The following is a 16,720-nucleotide window of genomic DNA, read 5'->3' as shown; positions in this document are numbered from 1 at the left end:
ATAATATGGTAAAATATCAAAATCATATTTTTTGACATTATTTCATTGTCATTTGCCGTTTTTTTTGTAATTTTACCCGATTATTTGAAAAACGAAAAAAATTGGCAAAATCAATAGACATTTTTAATCGAAGACGACTGATAACTTCTTATTTTTCAGTAATTATAAGTATTTCATTGGTACTTTTCTTGTTGGGAGTTTTGGGCTTTTTAATTTTGAGTTCACAGCGATTGGCGAATTATTTTAAAGAACAGGTTTCCATAACTATTTTCTTAAAAGATAACGCCAAAAGTGCCGATATTGAACAATTGCAAAAAACACTTTCCATTGCTGAATACGTTAAATCACTGAAATTCACTTCAAAAGAAGAAGCAGCCGAAACATTTAGTGAAGAAATCGGGGAAGATTTCGTTACCTTTGTGGGCGATAATCCGTTACAAAATTCAATTGATTTGAGTTTGAAAGCTGAATTTGCCGAACCCGAAAAAATGCGGCAACTTGAAAAAGAACTTTCGCAAAACTCGTTCGTTTCAGAAGTGGTTTATGATAAATCACTCGTTGCACTCATTCACGAAAACGTAAACCGAATTGGTGTTATACTACTTATTTTCAGCGGATTATTCACTTTCATTGCCGTTTTATTGATAAACTCTTCCATTCGGTTGTCAATTTACTCCAAACGATTCATTATCAAAACGATGCAACTCGTGGGAGCTACGCGCAGTTTTATCCGTCGCCCGTTTATTTTAACCAACATCCGGTTGGGCGTTCTCAGCGCTTTACTTGCCATTGGCTTGCTGTACGGTTGCTTGCGCTATATCAGTTCAATATCTGCTGAATTTCAGATATTTTCAAACACGGGTGATATGATTATCGTTTTTACCGTTATTTTTATTATTGGTGTGGTAATCACTTGGCTTAGCACCTATTTTGCGGCACAACGATTCTTAAATCTAAACACAAACGACCTATATTATTAAGATATGAATAACAAACATCATTCTACATTAATTTTCGGAAAGAAAAATTATCTTTTTATGCTTATTGGGCTGGGTATCATAGCCTTAGGTTTTATTCTAATGAGCGGAGGCGGAAGCGATGACCCCAACGTTTTTGACCCTTCTGTATTTGATTTTCAACGGATTCGCCTTGCCCCCACATTAGTTTTATTGGGCTTTGCCGTTGAAGTGTATGCCATTTTGTTAAATCCGAAAAAGAATACGAAATAATGAACACCATTCAAGCCATCATCATTGCCATAATTGAAGGACTAACCGAGTATCTGCCCATTTCATCAACGGCACATATGGGCTTTACCGCATCGCTGTTAGGCATTGAAGAATCTGAGTTTTTAAAGATGTTTCAAGTTTCCATTCAATTCGGGGCAATCCTTTCAGTGGTAGTACTTTACTGGAAAAAGTTTTTTGATTTTTCAAATTTTAATTTTTACATAAAACTGGCTTGCGCCGTAGTTCCCGCGCTTATTTTAGGGAAATTGTTCGATGACAAAATCGAAGACGTGCTCGGCAATCAAATTGCCATTTCAATTGTGCTTATTTTAGGCGGAATTGTACTTTTATTTGCCGATAATTGGTTTAAAAATCCAAAGATAAACAATGAAAAAGAAATTTCACTGAAAAAAGCGGTCATTATTGGTTTTTGGCAATGTTTGGCGATGATGCCCGGCACATCGCGTTCGGCAGCTTCCATCATTGGAGGAATGACACAAGGGCTGAGCCGAAAAGCTGCCGCCGAATTTTCATTCTTCTTGGCCGTACCCACGATGCTTGCCGTAACGGTCTATTCCATCTTTGTAAAAACGTGGGGTGAAGGCACTGAAAATGCACAAAAAGGTTACGAAATGATTTTGGCATCAACTGAAAACATTCAGATTTTCATCATCGGAAACATTGTGGCTTTCATCGTTGCCTTAATCGCCGTGAAATCATTCATTCATTTATTAACCAAATACGGATTTAAAATTTGGGGTTATTACCGAATTATCGTCGGCATAGTATTACTTATTTATTTTTATTCCCAAAATTAAAATTTTAAGACAAAAAAATGCGGAGATATTGCTCCGCATTTTTTTGTTATTAATTTTGTTTTGAACTTATAAGCTACTTCACTTCAAGAATTGCCTTTTCAAATTCGGCTTGTGTGGCTTCTTTCAATTCTTGTTTAAAGAATTCAACTTGCTGATTTTTAGCAACTTTAATAGTTTTAATCGCATATAGGTAAAATTTACATAAACTTTTGATTTTACAACATAAAAAAAGTTGCCCACAGGTTTGGGCAACTTTTCTATTTAAAATCATAAACAGTATTTTACAATTTTGGTGCTCCTTTAAGAACTTGTGCGTCAGCTCCTTGCTCAAATCCTTTGTCTTTGAAGTTTTGTAGGAAAGCCTCAGCCAATTCTTTTGATTTCGCAGCGAACTGAGCTTTGTCGTCCCAAGTGTTTTCCGGATTCAAAATTGCTTGGTCAGAAACTCCTTCGCAAGATTGTGGCACTCCAAATCCGAAGATTGGCAATTCTTTGTACTCCACTTTATCCAACGCTCCGGTAAGCGCCGCTGTAATCAAAGCACGTGTGTCTTTCAAGCTGCAACGTTTCATTTTTCCGTTGTAACCTGTGTTTACAAGCCATACGTTTACGCCTGACTTCTCGATTTTTTCAGCCAACATTTTTCCGTATTCAGCCGGATGAAGCGGCATAAAGGCAGCCCCGAAACAAGCCGAGAATGTTTTTTGCGGCGTGGTAATTCCTACTTCTGTTCCGGCAACTTTTGAAGTATATCCTGAAACGAACTGATATGCAGCTTGTTCCGGAGTTAATTTAGAGATTGGAGGCAACACTCCGTAAGCATCGAAAGTCAAGAAGAAAATGTTTTTAGGATTTTTCCCGATTGACCCCGGTTGAATGTTGTCAATATGATAGATTGGGTAAGAAACGCGCGTGTTTTCAGTGATTGAAGTATCAGCAAAATCCACTTCACCTTTGGCATCCATTACAATATTTTCAAGAATCGCTCCTTTTTTGATAGCACGGAAAATTTCCGGTTCTTTTTCAGCAGTCAAATCTACTACTTTTGCGTAGCAACCACCTTCAAAGTTAAATACGGTGTTCTCCGGTGTCCAGCCGTGCTCGTCATCTCCGATTAGGTGACGGTTCGGGTCAGCTGAAAGCGTTGTTTTTCCTGTTCCTGAAAGTCCGAAGAAAATCGCTGTATCACCGTCTTTACCAACGTTTGCAGAACAGTGCATCGGCATTGTATTTTTGAATACAGGGAGTACGAAGTTAAGAGCCGAGAAAATACCTTTTTTCATTTCCCCTGGGTAACCTGTTCCACCGATAAGAGCCACTTTGCGAGTGAAGTTCAAAATAGCAAAGTTTGACTGACGAGTTCCGTCAACGGCCGGGTCAGCTAAAAATCCGGGTGCGTTGATTACCAACCACTCTTCTTTGAAGTTCTCTACTTCGCTGTCTTCCAAACGAAGGAACATATTGTACACGAATTGTGCACTCCAAGGAAGCTCGGCAATGGTACGAACGTTTGTGCGGTAGTTCGGGTCGGCACATACATATCCGTCGTGAACGAATATTTCCTTTCCGGAAAGATATGCCATTACTTTATCGTAAAGAGCGTCGAATTTTGCTGCATCGAACGGAATGTTCACTTTCCCCCACCATACGCGGTCTTTGGTGATGCCATCTTTTACGATGAAGCGGTCTTGTGGTGAACGCCCTGTAAATTTTCCTGTTTTGATTGATAACGCTCCAGAGTTGGCTTCTTCGGCTACTCCTTTTGCGATGGCTTCTTTGTGCAACTCGTCGGCTGAAAGTTGGTAGCGTACGTTTGCATTTTTAATTCCGTAATTCTCAACTGAAATTGTTTTTGATTTACTCATAACTTTTGATTTTGTTATTATTATATATTGTAATTATTAACTGTATAACCCTATTTTTTGGCGATGTAAAATTACAAAAAAAAAGTGAGAAAAAAAGAAAATTTTATATTTTTTTTCAACAAAAATGCAACATTTAATACTTTTAACTCTTTTTAATTCGGAACTGATTGTAAGCGTGTAAAATATGAATTCAGTAAATTAATTATTTTTTTTCATTCTAAAAAAGAATAATCATTTGTTGTAAAAAATTACAAATTTTCAGGGAACGTAAATTTTCTCTTCTTTTATATCGGTCTAAATAATTTTTCACGGCACAATCCCTGTATTTAACTACCAAAAACAATAATCGCTTTATTTATTCCGTTTCAAAATAAACAAAATGTAAAATCAATCTAAATACAAATAGCTGAAAATTAATTATTTATATTGTTTCTAATTGATTCTTGCCATACATTTGCACCAGAATTTAAACGAATTAATAACAATAAAAAATAAAGATTATGGCAATCAGATTAACAAGCGGTTGTATAAACTGCCAAAACCTACAAGAAAACAACATTTGCGGAGTGCATAACACAAAAGTAGAAGTTAAGTACACTTGTGATAGTTTTGATATGACTATCGCTGCCAAAGATGCCATCAGTTGTGGTACTTGCGTGCGATTCAAAACCAGCAAATGTGCACACCCTGAAAAAGCATCTACCGAAATGTTATGTGCCTCTTGGGCTCCGGAAGCAAAGGCTTAATTCAGTTAATCGTAAGAATTATTTAATTTAGTTCCTCAAAAGGTTGCCAAATGGCAACCTTTTTAAGTAAAAAACAAACCCCACAAGTAATCTAAAAAATTACACGTGGGGTTTTAATATTGAAAACCTAACCAATAAATTAGTTTATTTCTGTTATTGTACTGTTTCTCTTTTAGAAACTCCCGTTACTTTTTCTTGTAACCACTGGAAAATCACGTATAACACCGGAATAACAATCAGCCCGATAAAAGTTCCGATGAGCAACCCACTCACCGCTCCCGTAGCTACCGACCGATTGCCCGCAGCCCCTACTCCACCGGCAAAAACCAAAGGCAATAACCCGATGATAAACGCAAATGAAGTCATCAAAATAGGACGAAGCCGTGCCATTGCCGCATTAATCGCTGATTTTGACAGACTTTCGCCGTGATGACGCCGTTGCACCGCAAACTCAACTATCAAAATGGCATTTTTAGCCAGCAACCCAATGAGCATAATGAGCGATATCTGAAAGTAAATATTATTTTCCAAGCCCATTATCCACTGCCCCAAATACGCTCCCATAATCCCGAACGGAAGCGAACACAACACCGCCAACGGAAGTAAATAACTTTCATACTGAGCCGAGAGAATGAAATACGTGAAAATCAACGACAACATAAATATGATAATCGTTTGCGAACCCGCATTTTGCTCCTCGCGAGTGATACCCGTGTAATCAATGCCATAATTTGCTCCAAGTTGCTCTGATGCAACTTCTTGCACCGCTTTAATAGCATCGCCCGTACTGTATCCTTCGGCATTGGCTCCCGTGAGTGACACCGATGTAAACAGGTTGTAACGATTCACGCTCTGCGGTCCAAAAGTGCGTTCCAACGTAACAAATTGTGAAATAGGTGCCATCTGCCCTGATGTGGTGCGAACCGTGAGTCCGTCAAGGCTTTGCAAATCTTTACGCGCATCGGGAAATGATTGCACCATCACCCGAAATTGTTTCCCAAATTTGGTAAAATCCGTGGCGTACAATCCTCCTATATAATTCTGTAAGGCTGAAAGAATTGACGTTACCGAAACCCCTGACTGCGCCGCACGTTCCACGTTAATATTAAGTTCGTACTGCGGAAAGTTTACGTTAAACGAAGTTTGTACGTACTGAATTTCAGGTCGTTGATTAAGCGTCTGCAGAAACTGTTGCGTCGTATTATTAAGTTCACTGATAGAACCGCCCGCCTTATCAAGCAACACCATTGAAAATCCGGAGCTCATCCCAAAACCGGGAACGGGTGGCGGTTGAAAGAAAATAATCTTTGCTTCCGGAATGTCAGCTACCGCTCCGAAAGCTTTACGCAAAATTACCTCAATGGACTGGTCAGGGTCTTTTGCGCGTTCCGAAATGGGTTTCAACGGCAAAAAGCCCATACCGTTGTTACTCCCTGCTCCCGATATAATGTTGCGCCCCGTAATAAACACAACACGCTCCACACCCGGAATACCTCGAAGCCTATCCTGAACCTGTTGCATCACACTTGCCGTACGCTCCATTGATGCACCGGGGATTAGCTCGGCGTTTATCATAATGAACCCACTATCCTCGTTTGGCACAAAGCCCGTTTTCATCCGGTCGTTACTTACAAAAATCCCGCCGGCTGCCAAACCGAAAAGCACCAAGGTTACCCATTTATGACGAAGAAAAAACGTGAACGTCTTCCCGTAACGTTTGGTAGCGGCATCAAAAGCAATGTTAAACTTATGGAAAAATTTCCCCATAAATGACTTTTCCTGATATGCCTTATCGCCGTGCGGTTTTAAAAAAAGCGAACACAAAACGGGGCTGAGTGTCAAAGCATTGACAGCTGATATAACAATTGAAACGATGAGCGTAATCCCGAATTGTTTATAGAAAACCCCCGTGGTGCCCCCTATAAACGTTACGGGAACGAAAACTGCCGCCATAACCAAAGTTACCGAAATGATAGCGCCGGTAATCTCGTGCATTGCCGACTCGGTCGCCCGCTTGGCTTTTTCACCCGTTTGTTCCATCTTGGCGTGTACCGCCTCCACAACAATAATGGCGTCATCCACCACGATACCTATCGCCAGCACCAAAGCGAACAATGTCAGAAGATTGATAGAGTACCCAAACAGATTAAGAAAGAAAAACGTACCGATAATCGATACCGGAACCGCAATAGCAGGGATAAGCGTAGAGCGGAAATCTTGCAAAAAGATGTAAACCACCACAAAAACCAACAGGAATGCCTCCAACAAGGTTGTAAGTACCTTAGCGATAGACGCATCAAGGAACTCATTCGAGTCGTAATTAATGCTACATTTGATACCCTCGGGCAAAGTCGGTTCAACGGACTTCAAATATGCCTTGATATCATTAATAATCTCACGCGCGTTGGAACCCGGCGTTTGGAAAATACCCATTGAAATGGCTTGGTACTCGTTATTTTTCGAGAAACCGGCATACGAGAGTGAACCCAACTCAATTTCAGCGACATCTTTCAAACGAAGTATGCGCCCCCCGTCTAATGCCTTGATAACGATATTCTCATACTCTTGAACTTCATTATATTTACCTTTGTAGCGTATCACATACTCGTAAGAACTACCTGAATTTTGTCCGAGTGTACCGGCTGCTGCTTCACGGCTTTGGTCGGTAATGGCAGCATTCACGTCCGACGGATTAAGACCATATGCCGCTAATTTGTCGGGCTGTAACCAAATGCGCATCGAGTAATCTTTTGCGCCGAACACCGAGGCATCACCCACTCCACGAATACGCTTGATGGCAGGTATGATATTTATATTCATATAATTCTGCACAAATACGGCGTCGAGCTTCGGATTTTCGGTGTAAAAAGACAAAAACATCAGTGCCCCTGAGTTCTGTTTCTGGGTAATAATCCCTGCGCGTATCACCTCGGCAGGCAACAAAGCGTTGGCACGCGCCACGCGATTCTGCACGTTCACCACGGCTATATCAGGGTCAGTTCCTTGCTTAAAGTACACATTAATAGAGGCTGAACCGTTATTGGTAGCCGTCGAGGTGATATAGTCCATATTCTCAACCCCGTTAATTTGCTCTTCCAGAGGCACAACCACCGAACGCAACACCGTTTCGGCATTGGCACCCGTATAGTTTGCCGACACCTGTACCGTAACTGGCGCGATGTCCGGATATTGTGAAATGGGCAAAGCCGTAATTCCGAGTATGCCTAAAATTACAATCAGTATGGAAATAACCGTAGAAAGTACGGGTCTATCAAGAAATATTTTTACCATAATATAGTATTAAAAATAGGTTATTCAATATAGTTATGAATTTAATCCGTTAATATGACGTATTAACATTCCATTTTTTTTTATAAAAAATCAATAAGGCGGATTGTTTTCTCTTTTACTAAATACAATCATTTTAAAAGAACAACTTCCTTTATAGTAAGATGAAAAACACTTCCAAATTATTGTTAAATTTTTCAACTTTGACAAAAGTAAAATTATAACAGAAAAACTATTTTCAACCAAAGATGAAATAAACTTTACTAACAGAAAAACACCTTCATCCGAAGATGAAAACCACCTCCAAACCTTTGTAAAAGTTTTCAACTTTGACAAAGGTAAAGAACTCCAACAGAAAAGTTAATTTCACCCGAAGATAAAATAAACTTTACTCACAGAAAACTACTTTCATCCGAAGTTGAAAAACCATCTCTAACCTTTGTTAAAGTTTTCAACTTTGACAAAGGTAAATAACTCTGACAAAAAAGTTATCTTCACCCGAAGTTGAAAACACCTCATAACCTTTATTAAAGCTTTCAACCTTGACAAAGGTAAAAGATTCCGGTAGAAAAGCTATTTTCATCCATCAATAAAGAAAGACCATCTTTTTGACTGCTCTTTATCGCCAACCGCCTCCAAGGGCTTTATAAAGCGACACTCCATATTGCATTCGGGTGAATTTTGCCGCAGCAAGTGCCAGTTCGGCATTCAGGCGGTTCACCTCGGCGGTAATTACTTCCAGATAACTTGCCAACCCGCTGTTGAAAAGCTCTTTGGAATAATCAGTCGCTTTTTTATAGGCTTCCGTTTCTTTTTCCTTTAAATTAATATATTCATCTTGACGGCTAAACTGATGCATCGCATCGGCTACTTCTTTGCTCGCCGTGAGAAGCGACTTTTGAAATTGCAGCACAGCGATTTCTTGCCGAGCCTGTTGCACTTCGTAATTGGTTTTTATATTTCGCCGATTGAAAATGGGCTGGGCAAGTCCGCCAACAATAGTTGCCAATAAGGACTGCGGAGACAGCAAATCTGCCAGATTTTCAGCACCTACTCCTCCCCTTTCCGTAATTGTAAACGAGGGATAAAAGCCCGCTCGGGCAACATTGGTAAGCTCAAAAGCTGCCATTAAATTTGCTTCGGCTTGGCGCACATCGGGTCGATTTTCCAACAATGCCAACGGATACCCCTGCCGGAAGTGCGTCGGGAAGGCTTGTGCTTCGAGGGTTGTTCGGCTAATCTTTTGCGGAGTTTCACCCAACAATACGGCTATTGAGTTCTCCAATACCCATATGTTATTTTCTACGCTAATGAGCTGTGCGCGTGCATTATGCAATAAGGCTTCGGTTTGTTGTACGGCAACCTCGGTGGTGATTCCGGCTTGTTTGAGTTGTTGGGTAGTAAGCAGGCTTTCTTCTCGAAGACTTATCGTCTGATTAAGAACCTGCTGTTGTTTGTCGTACATCAGCAACTGATAGTAAGCCGTGGCGAGCGCCGCTACGATTTGCGATTTCACGGCTTGATGCGCCACAGTTGATACCAAAAAAGTAGCTTGATTGGCTTTATTTTGGGTGCTAATCTTTCCCCAAATATCGGCTTCCCACGAGGCTGTGGCGATAGCGTCCCATTGGTTGTTGAAAGTCCGTTCAGGTTGCAAACGCCCCGTGGCAGTGTTCAATGACGCTGTGCTGTGGGTATAGCCCGCATTTAAAGAAAACGTAGGCAAATACCCTTGCTTGCCTTGCTTTAAATAACTTTGTGCGATATTGATGTTTTGTAGGGCAACCCGAATGTCAAGATTATTGGTAAGTGCCTTATTGATATAGGTTTGCAGATGTGAATCGGTAAAAATATCTTTCCAAGAAACAACAGCGGAACTGAGGCTGTCAGGGGATATCGTTTCGCTTCGGAAGGCATTCTCGGCAGGCAATTGAGGTCGCTCATAAGGTTTTCGAGCCACGCACGAAGCCAACAATGCCCCCATTGTGATTAAAAGAACTTTTTTCATCATTATCTAAATATCGGTTTTAAGGATTGTACCAAGCTATCCATAGCTACGGGTTTGGTTTTCACGGGCATTCCGCTCCTGATGCTATTTAAACCTTGCACTACGAGAATGTCCCCTTTTGCCAGTCCGTCATTTACAACTGCCAGATTATTGTTACGGTTTTTCAGCGAAAGCACCACTTGCCGCACCGTATCTTTTTCTACTTTATAAGCGAACACAACGCCTTGCTGCTCAAAGGTTGCCATCTCGGGAATAACCAATGCATTATCATACACTTGGGGAATAAGCAAGGTTCCGCTGTTTCCGTTGGTTAGCAATCCGTCGGGATTTGGGAACGCCGCGCGGAATTGAACGCTTCCGGTGGTCTTGTCAATCTGTGCGGTAGCAGCTTGAATTTTGCCTTTATGAGTATACGGAGTTCCGTCAGATAATTGAAGCGTAACTTCCGGAAGTTGAGTGATTTTATCAGAAATCGATGCCCCTTTTACGTTATTTAAAAAAGAAAGATAATCGCGTTCATTCATTGAAAAATAGGCGTAAACTTCTTTCACGTCCGACACGGTTGTCAGTACGGTATTGTTAGCCGTAACCAGCGCTCCTTCCCGAAAATTTATCTTGCCTACGATACCGCTCACGGGGGCTTTGACAACCGCATAACCAATATTGGCATTGACCTCGGCAAAGGTTGCTTTGGCGCGTGCCAGGTTGGCTTTGGCGGTTTCAAGTTGCACGGCACTTACAATATTTTTAGCCACGAGGGGTTCCAACCGATTTACCTCGACCTGCATAGCATCAACTGAAGCCTTTGCAGCTTGTGAATTTTGTGAAAGAGCCTGTGTTTCAAGCCGAAATAAAGGCTGCCCTTGATGTACCCGTTGCCCCTCATCGGCAAGCACTTGGGTGATATAACCGGAAAGACGCGCCTGAACGGGGCTGTTAATTTTCCCTTCAATATTCACCGGATAGGAAAAATAAGCCGTGCTTTGCTGTTCGCCCACCGTAATAACGGGAACGACTTTAACGTGTTGCGGCGCCTGTTTAGGAGCATTATTGCAAGCAACAGCCAACAGAGATGCTGCTAAAAAAAGATGCTTTCTCATAAAAATTTTAAATTAAGACAGAATTAAAATAAAGATGTAACCCCTTGTCAATAGGGATTTTTCGAGGCAAATATACAATTAGTTTGAAAAAAATGAAACAAAATCGTATTTTTAACACTGTTATAACAACACAAAAAATAGTAGGCAAACACATACCTCAAAACCCAATCCCACCGGGTGAAGTTTGAATATTGTTAACCTATTAATAAGGTATACCATAAAATGAATTAACGTAATTTTGGCAGTTCAAGTGAAAACTTAATTGCAAAGAGGCGAAATAAAATAATGAAGGCGATGGCAATGAGCGAAGCCGCGTAATCATCAAAAAAACTAAATTCGCGCAAAGCTAAATAAAGGATACTACCTGCTACACAAGGCGTTGCGTACATCTCCCTATGAAAAATAACGGGTATTTCATTGCAGAGAATATCGCGAATTACACCCCCGAAACAAGCACTCATCGCCGCAATTGATATAACAATAACCGGATGCAATTCATACGAAAATGAGAGGGCTATTTCAGTTCCGATGATTGAAAAAAAGGCAATTCCGATGGTATCAAAAAGCAAAAGCGATTTACGCAAATAATGGATTTTTTTACGAAAAATAACGGCAAATGCACTTCCGCCGAAAATCATACCTACGTAAATCGGTGCCTGCATCCAAAAAACAGGGGTGCGCCCCATCATCACATCGCGCAAGGTACCTCCGCCTAAGCCTGTTACAAAGGCAATTATAAAAACACCGAACAAATCCAGTTTTTTTTCGCGAGCCGCCAACGCCCCCGATATGGCAAACACAAAAACCCCTGCCAAATCCACAACGTAAAACAAATCCATACTTTAAAAACACTACAATTTAGCCCGACAAAGATACACCAAAAATAAAAAATAAGCACTTTCAGTATAAAAAACATTTTTAGGCAACTGAATTCATATCGAACATAACCATCTAATAAACAACATCTTAGTGTTTACAAAATTCAGTATTTTTAAAAATAACAAAACTTTAACATTAGGGGTTATGCCTTAATAGTGTTTCGATTAAGTGATTTTTCGGGCAACTTATGCTGAATAAAGTTTGTTTTTAAGTAAAAAAACTTCGTATCTTCGCAACCAAATTAAAACAAAATCATAATGGGAATTTTTGATAAACGTGAAAGCTACAAACCCTTTGAGTACCCCGAAGTTATGGAGTTTGTAGATGCAATGAACAAATCATTTTGGGTACATTCAGAAGTTGAATTTACCGCTGACATTCAAGACTTTAAGTCGAACTTATCCATCATTGAAAAAGAAGCCGTGAAACGAGCCCTGCTGGGCATTGCTCAGGTTGAGGTTTCCGTTAAAACCTTTTGGGGCGACCTTTATGACCTCTTCCCCAAGCCTGAATTTAACGGGCTGGGCGCCACTTTTGCCGAGTGTGAATTTCGGCACAGCGAAGCCTATTCACGTCTGTTAGAGGTACTTGGATACAATAATGAATTTGAAAACTTGCTTGAAGTTCCCATTTTTAAAGAACGGCACAAGGTGTTAAAGGAATATTTGGCTAAAAACAAAGAAAATGCAATGGAGCGCATTTTGTTTTTTACGCTGATTATTGAAAACGCCTCTTTATTCAGCCAATTTGCTACCATTCTGTCTTTCACTCGATTTAAAGGTTATATGAAAAATGTGGCAAACATCATTGCGTGGACATCGGTTGATGAGCAAGTTCACGCCAATGCGGGCATTTACATTTTAAAGAAGATTTTTGAAGAAAATCCGCAAATGAAAGAACGCGCCAAAGAAGAAGCTACTGATTTTATCCGAAATTACATTACACTGGAAGACAATATGTTAGACTGGATTTTTGAAGAAGGTGAAATAGACTTCTTTTCCAAAAAAGATTTGGCTAATTATATGCGTTATCGCCTTGATGATTCACTTACGCAGCTCGGTTTGGGCAAACCTTTTGGCATTACCAACGACGAAGCCAAACCGATGTTATGGTTTGAAGAAGAGGTATTTAGCAATGAATTAGATGACTTTTTTGCCAAAAGACCCACCGCCTACACCAAGCACGACAAAAGCATCAGCGAACACGATTTATTTTAACACAATATTTTGAAAATCAAACAAATAAAAAATGAAGCCACACCATAAAGAAATTCTGATAGGATTTTCCGTTGGACTGATAGCCAATGCGTTAGGTATTTTACTTTACGTCTTGTTTTTTTCAAAATACGACATTGAAACTACCTTGGTCGATGCCTGGCGTAAAGGATACTTAGGTGCCCTTATCGGGTTAGGAGGCTTGCTTGATTTGGGTTCTTTTTTCTTGTTTTTACGCCTAAATCGTGATGAAAGAGCCAAAGGTGTGTTGATGGCTTCCGTTATTTTGGCGCTGGTGATCTTGGCATTGCAATTTACGTAGCAAAAAACAACATTATTATATAAAAAAGGGAATCGGTGTTGATTCCCTTTTTATTTTTTCAATATTTCGGAAAGCATTTTTCTGGCTCTGAGCAAGATAACTTTCACATTACTCAACGAACTTTCCATTTCTTGGGCAATTTCTTTGTACGATTTTTCTTGCAGATATCGCAACTGAATAGCCGTTCGGTAAGGGTCACTCAATTGCTTGATACACAGAAGCAAACGATGCAAGTTTTGTTCCATAATCAAGTTATCTTCGGCTGTGGGCGACTCATCAACAATTGATTTGGCTTCTCGCTCTTCCGAAGATGAATGCACTAAATCAGGCTTTTGACTGCGAAGCATATCGATATGGATATTTTTAGAAATCGTTATCAGCCACGTTTTGAACGAAAAATTATCGTCATACGTTCCGATTTTATCAAAAGCCCTCGAAAAGGTTTGTACGGTGATGTCTTCGGCATCGTTTTCATCATTGGTTCGTTTGAGTTGGAAATTATAAACATCTGACCAAAAGGCATTTAACAAGTAGCTAAACGCCTTTTGGTCGCCCTTTTTTGCAGCATCAATTTTTTCTGACAACACGCTTTTGGTAGCTTAAAATATCCGAAACTTATTTTTTACAATCCTGTTCATCAGGCATTTTTCCGCAGAAACCGCAAGGCTCGCCCGTTTTATTCAAATGCGGATTTTGGCTGGCACAGGTTCCGGCAAATTTTCCGCCTTTTTTTGCCCAAATTTTAATGGCAATTCCGGCAAAACAAAGTGCCAAAATTCCTATAGTTAGCAATACTAATTTCATTTTATAAACTTATAACTATTTAATAAACAATATTTATTATTTCAAATCATAAAGGGAATTTACCGCCGCAACACGTTCGGTGGTGAAGCCTTCAGCAAAATCCACGCCAATGAGCCTGCCCAAATCCCTTGCCCGATAGGTTACGCTATCCAAGAAATTTTTGTCGGAAATCGGGGTGGTGGGTTCATTGCTGTTGGCATCGTAAAATTGGGTTTTGTACGCCAAAACGGAAGCCAGTTTTTTATCCATAAATTCGGATATATCTACCACAAAATCAGGCTGAATGTTTTTCCATTGGATGTAATGATACACTGCTTTGGGTCGCCACGCCACTTGGTTTTCGCCTTCAAATTCGGTTTCAATTTTCCGAAGCCCGCTCAAAAAACAGGCATCACTGACGAGCTTGCTTCCTTTTCCGTGGTCGATATGGCGGTCATCGATGGCATTACAAAGCACAATATCAGGACGATACTTACGAATCACTTTAATAATTTCAAGCTGATGAGCTTTGTCATTGACAAAAAATCCGTCGGCAAATTTCAGGTTTTCCCGCACTTTTACGTCCAAAATTTTGGCTCCTTCTTCGGCTTCTTTTTTTCGGGTTTCGGCAGTTCCTCGCGTACCTAACTCGCCTTGTGTCAGGTCGATAATCCCGACCTTTTTACCCAAAGCAATTTCCTTGGCAATCGTACCCGAACAACCCAATTCCACATCATCGGGATGAGCCCCAAAGGCTAAAATATCTAATTTTTGCATTTTACTTTTCAATCCAATCAATGATTTCTTTGTCTTGCGGAGCGGTTTTTGGAGAAATAACTTTGGCTAATTTTCCGTCTGTTTCGATAAGGTATTTTTGGAAATTCCATTGCACTTCGGAATCTTGCACTCCATTTAATTCTTTGGAAGTCAAAAATTTATATAACTGATGCGTATCTTTTCCTTTTACGGAAATTTTTTCCATCATCGGGAAACTCACTCCGTAATTGATTTTACAAAATTGAGCGATTTCATCATTGCTCCCCGGCTCTTGCGATTTGAAATTATTGGCGGGAAACCCAATGATAATGAAGTTTTTATCTTTATATTTTTGGTACAACGCTTCCAACCCTTCGTACTGGGGCGTTAATCCGCACTTGGAAGCCGTATTCACAATCATCACTTTCTTTCCTTGTAATTGTGAAAGAGCGAAATCTTCTCCGTATATATCCTTTACAACAAACTGATATATAGTATTTTCCGATTTTTGCTGTGCGTTTGAAAAAGCAAATACGCACAATGCCAACATTGTAATTATTTTGTTCATAAAACTCTTTTTCTTGCAAAGATATGAATTTATTTAAAAGTGACGTTACCTTCTTTTGTTTTTATAAATTTAACAACCAAAAAACATTACAAAAAATTGCGCTCGAAAATTCGTAACGTTGCGATGAGTTACAACTGATAACATTCTTAATAACTGGATATTACAGTTGTAAATTACTTTCAAAAATTCGTTACTTTGCGATGAGTTACAACGCTAAATGAATTTTGTTTTATTATCACGGTGTTGCAAATTGCTTTCAAAAATTCGTTACTTTGCGATGAGTTACAACGAAGGAGCAGATAAACATTTGATTCGAATTGTTGTAAATTGCTTTCAAAAATTCGTAACTTTGCGATGAGTTACAACATTTTATATCGTTTTCCTGCCAGTCGGTAGGTTGTAAATTGCTTTCAAAAATTCGTAACTTTGCGATGAGTTACAACTGTTTGTAATTACTTTTAGCGGTTATTTAAGTTGTAAATTGCTTTCAATTTTTCGTAACTTTGCGATGAGTTACAACCTGCTGATGTGGTAGTCAGACTAATAGACTGTTGTAAATTGCTTTCAATTTTTCGTAACTTTGCGATGAGTTACAACTTTACACAAAAGAAAGAGCAGAAAACTTTTGTTGTAAATTGCTTTCAAAAATTCGTAACTTTGCGATGAGTTACAACCTGCAAGCAAGGCAAGACCTATAATAATGTGTTGTAAATTGCTTTCAAAAATTCGTAACTTTGCGATGAGTTACAACAGAATATGAAGCAGGGAAAAAGAAAATACCGTTGTAAATTGCTTTCAAAAATTCGTAACTTTGCGATGAGTTACAACAAGCTCCCGTGCAGGAGGTTAAACTCGGCAGTTGTAAATTGCTTTCAAAAATTCGTAACTTTGCGATGAGTTACAACTTATTTTTACATACGATGAAAGCACGATGTGTTGTAAATTGCTTTCAAAAATTCGTAACTTTGCGATGAGTTACAACTGCGATTTGCTGAATGTTTTACAAGTGGGGGTTGTAAATTGCTTTCAAAAATTCGTAACTTTGCGATGAGTTACAACCATTTCTCTTAATTCCTCAATGGAAAAACAGTTGTAAATTGCTTTCAAAAATTCGTAACTTTGCGATGAGTTACAACACACAATA

Annotated in this window: 16 protein-coding genes and 1 CRISPR repeat array; of the genes, 6 read left to right on the top strand and 10 right to left on the bottom strand. The window is 39.6% G+C overall.

The features are described 5' to 3' along the window. Positions 1 to 101: 101 nt before the first annotated feature. From Q4D72_RS06520 to Q4D72_RS06510, 3 genes are read left to right on the top strand one after another with little or no spacing between them, the layout of a single operon-like run. Positions 102 to 980: an ABC transporter permease gene (locus tag Q4D72_RS06520; protein ID WP_303076880.1), complete on the top strand. Its 879-nt coding sequence runs from the start codon at positions 102 to 104 to the stop codon at positions 978 to 980. 3 nt (positions 981 to 983) lie between these two features. Further along, entirely contained in the window at positions 984 to 1,229 is a 246-nt protein-coding gene (locus Q4D72_RS06515; protein WP_303076879.1) for a DUF3098 domain-containing protein, read from the top strand. Beyond that, positions 1,229 to 2,047, top strand: coding sequence for an undecaprenyl-diphosphate phosphatase (locus Q4D72_RS06510; RefSeq protein ID WP_303076877.1), 819 nt, complete (start codon positions 1,229 to 1,231; stop codon positions 2,045 to 2,047). The genes Q4D72_RS06515 and Q4D72_RS06510 overlap by 1 nt, the downstream gene beginning before the upstream one ends. Before the next feature lie 73 nt (positions 2,048 to 2,120). Here the strand turns inward: Q4D72_RS06510 and Q4D72_RS06505 are convergent, their stop codons facing one another. Together Q4D72_RS06505 and pckA are read right to left on the bottom strand one after the other, a co-directional pair. Further along, the gene (locus Q4D72_RS06505) at positions 2,121 to 2,318 is read right to left on the bottom strand and encodes a hypothetical protein (protein WP_303076876.1); all 198 of its coding nucleotides are present in this window, start codon (positions 2,316 to 2,318) and stop codon (positions 2,121 to 2,123) included. Positions 2,319 to 2,328: 10 nt separating this feature from the next. Beyond that, positions 2,329 to 3,912, bottom strand: a complete 1,584-nt coding sequence (gene pckA, locus Q4D72_RS06500) for a phosphoenolpyruvate carboxykinase (ATP) (RefSeq protein ID WP_303076875.1) — start codon at positions 3,910 to 3,912, stop codon at positions 2,329 to 2,331. Between the two features lie 500 nt (positions 3,913 to 4,412). Here pckA and Q4D72_RS06495 point away from each other — a divergent pair, with 500 nt between their 5' ends. Beyond that, positions 4,413 to 4,658 (top strand): hypothetical protein, encoded by a 246-nt coding sequence (locus Q4D72_RS06495; RefSeq protein WP_303076874.1) that lies wholly within the window; start codon positions 4,413 to 4,415, stop codon positions 4,656 to 4,658. 153 nt (positions 4,659 to 4,811) lie between these two features. Here Q4D72_RS06495 and Q4D72_RS06490 read toward each other — a convergent pair whose 3' ends face one another. The 4 genes from Q4D72_RS06490 to Q4D72_RS06475 all read right to left on the bottom strand — a co-directional run bounded on the left by Q4D72_RS06490 (position 4,812) and on the right by Q4D72_RS06475 (position 11,893). Then, the gene (locus Q4D72_RS06490) at positions 4,812 to 7,949 is read right to left on the bottom strand and encodes an efflux RND transporter permease subunit (RefSeq protein ID WP_303076873.1); all 3,138 of its coding nucleotides are present in this window, start codon (positions 7,947 to 7,949) and stop codon (positions 4,812 to 4,814) included. A 616-nt stretch (positions 7,950 to 8,565) separates the two neighbouring features. Then, positions 8,566 to 9,954, bottom strand: a complete 1,389-nt coding sequence (locus Q4D72_RS06485; RefSeq protein WP_303076937.1) for an efflux transporter outer membrane subunit — start codon at positions 9,952 to 9,954, stop codon at positions 8,566 to 8,568. Between the two features lie 2 nt (positions 9,955 to 9,956). Next, entirely contained in the window at positions 9,957 to 11,054 is a 1,098-nt protein-coding gene (locus Q4D72_RS06480; RefSeq protein WP_303076871.1) for an efflux RND transporter periplasmic adaptor subunit, read from the bottom strand. 227 nt (positions 11,055 to 11,281) lie between these two features. Continuing rightward, the gene (locus Q4D72_RS06475) at positions 11,282 to 11,893 is read right to left on the bottom strand and encodes a trimeric intracellular cation channel family protein (protein WP_303076869.1); all 612 of its coding nucleotides are present in this window, start codon (positions 11,891 to 11,893) and stop codon (positions 11,282 to 11,284) included. A gap of 297 nt (positions 11,894 to 12,190) precedes the next feature. Here Q4D72_RS06475 and Q4D72_RS06470 point away from each other — a divergent pair, with 297 nt between their 5' ends. Both Q4D72_RS06470 and Q4D72_RS06465 read left to right on the top strand, forming a co-directional pair. After that, positions 12,191 to 13,150 carry a ribonucleotide-diphosphate reductase subunit beta gene (locus Q4D72_RS06470; RefSeq protein WP_303076868.1) on the top strand — a complete coding sequence of 320 codons (960 nt, stop codon included), beginning with the start codon at positions 12,191 to 12,193 and terminating at the stop codon, positions 13,148 to 13,150. 31 nt (positions 13,151 to 13,181) lie between these two features. Then, a complete protein-coding gene (locus Q4D72_RS06465; RefSeq protein ID WP_303076866.1) occupies positions 13,182 to 13,469 on the top strand; it encodes a hypothetical protein in 288 nt (95 codons plus the stop codon). Positions 13,470 to 13,519: 50 nt separating this feature from the next. Here Q4D72_RS06465 and Q4D72_RS06460 read toward each other — a convergent pair whose 3' ends face one another. The 4 genes from Q4D72_RS06460 to Q4D72_RS06445 are packed head-to-tail and all read right to left on the bottom strand — an operon-like array spanning position 13,520 to position 15,576. After that, the gene (locus Q4D72_RS06460) at positions 13,520 to 14,056 is read right to left on the bottom strand and encodes an RNA polymerase sigma factor (RefSeq protein WP_303076864.1); all 537 of its coding nucleotides are present in this window, start codon (positions 14,054 to 14,056) and stop codon (positions 13,520 to 13,522) included. Positions 14,057 to 14,084: 28 nt separating this feature from the next. Then, positions 14,085 to 14,273 carry a membrane or secreted protein gene (locus Q4D72_RS06455; RefSeq protein ID WP_155284652.1) on the bottom strand — a complete coding sequence of 63 codons (189 nt, stop codon included), beginning with the start codon at positions 14,271 to 14,273 and terminating at the stop codon, positions 14,085 to 14,087. Positions 14,274 to 14,309: 36 nt separating this feature from the next. Continuing rightward, the gene (gene bshB1 / locus Q4D72_RS06450) at positions 14,310 to 15,029 is read right to left on the bottom strand and encodes a bacillithiol biosynthesis deacetylase BshB1 (RefSeq protein WP_303076861.1); all 720 of its coding nucleotides are present in this window, start codon (positions 15,027 to 15,029) and stop codon (positions 14,310 to 14,312) included. A gap of 1 nt (position 15,030) precedes the next feature. Further along, positions 15,031 to 15,576, bottom strand: coding sequence for a glutathione peroxidase (locus Q4D72_RS06445; RefSeq protein ID WP_303076860.1), 546 nt, complete (start codon positions 15,574 to 15,576; stop codon positions 15,031 to 15,033). A 109-nt stretch (positions 15,577 to 15,685) separates the two neighbouring features. Then, positions 15,686 to 16,712: a CRISPR direct-repeat array (repeat unit 26 nt; unit sequence TTCGTAACTTTGCGATGAGTTACAAC). Positions 16,713 to 16,720: the final 8 nt, after the last annotated feature.

It is taken from the genome of Capnocytophaga sp., assembly GCF_030532915.1.
Classification (GTDB): domain Bacteria; phylum Bacteroidota; class Bacteroidia; order Flavobacteriales; family Flavobacteriaceae; genus Capnocytophaga.
Note: the sequence above shows the minus strand (reverse complement) of the source record. Positions and strands in the feature narration are given on the sequence as shown.

Excerpts from the sequence above, each read along its gene's own strand:
- Q4D72_RS06485 (WP_303076937.1), bottom strand. The coding sequence starts at position 9,954 with ATGAAAAAAGTTCTTTTAATCACAATGGGGGCATTGTTGGCTTCGTGC.
- Q4D72_RS06455 (WP_155284652.1), bottom strand. The coding sequence starts at position 14,273 with ATGAAATTAGTATTGCTAACTATAGGAATTTTGGCACTTTGTTTTGCC.
- Q4D72_RS06465 (WP_303076866.1), top strand. The coding sequence starts at position 13,182 with ATGAAGCCACACCATAAAGAAATTCTGATAGGATTTTCCGTTGGACTG.
- Q4D72_RS06490 (WP_303076873.1), bottom strand. The coding sequence starts at position 7,949 with ATGGTAAAAATATTTCTTGATAGACCCGTACTTTCTACGGTTATTTCC.
- bshB1 (WP_303076861.1), bottom strand. The coding sequence starts at position 15,029 with ATGCAAAAATTAGATATTTTAGCCTTTGGGGCTCATCCCGATGATGTG.
- Q4D72_RS06510 (WP_303076877.1), top strand. The coding sequence starts at position 1,229 with ATGAACACCATTCAAGCCATCATCATTGCCATAATTGAAGGACTAACC.
- Q4D72_RS06480 (WP_303076871.1), bottom strand. The coding sequence starts at position 11,054 with ATGAGAAAGCATCTTTTTTTAGCAGCATCTCTGTTGGCTGTTGCTTGC.
- Q4D72_RS06475 (WP_303076869.1), bottom strand. The coding sequence starts at position 11,893 with ATGGATTTGTTTTACGTTGTGGATTTGGCAGGGGTTTTTGTGTTTGCC.
- Q4D72_RS06445 (WP_303076860.1), bottom strand. The coding sequence starts at position 15,576 with ATGAACAAAATAATTACAATGTTGGCATTGTGCGTATTTGCTTTTTCA.
- Q4D72_RS06515 (WP_303076879.1), top strand. The coding sequence starts at position 984 with ATGAATAACAAACATCATTCTACATTAATTTTCGGAAAGAAAAATTAT.
- Q4D72_RS06495 (WP_303076874.1), top strand. The coding sequence starts at position 4,413 with ATGGCAATCAGATTAACAAGCGGTTGTATAAACTGCCAAAACCTACAA.
- Q4D72_RS06505 (WP_303076876.1), bottom strand. The coding sequence starts at position 2,318 with ATGATTTTAAATAGAAAAGTTGCCCAAACCTGTGGGCAACTTTTTTTA.
- pckA (WP_303076875.1), bottom strand. The coding sequence starts at position 3,912 with ATGAGTAAATCAAAAACAATTTCAGTTGAGAATTACGGAATTAAAAAT.
- Q4D72_RS06470 (WP_303076868.1), top strand. The coding sequence starts at position 12,191 with ATGGGAATTTTTGATAAACGTGAAAGCTACAAACCCTTTGAGTACCCC.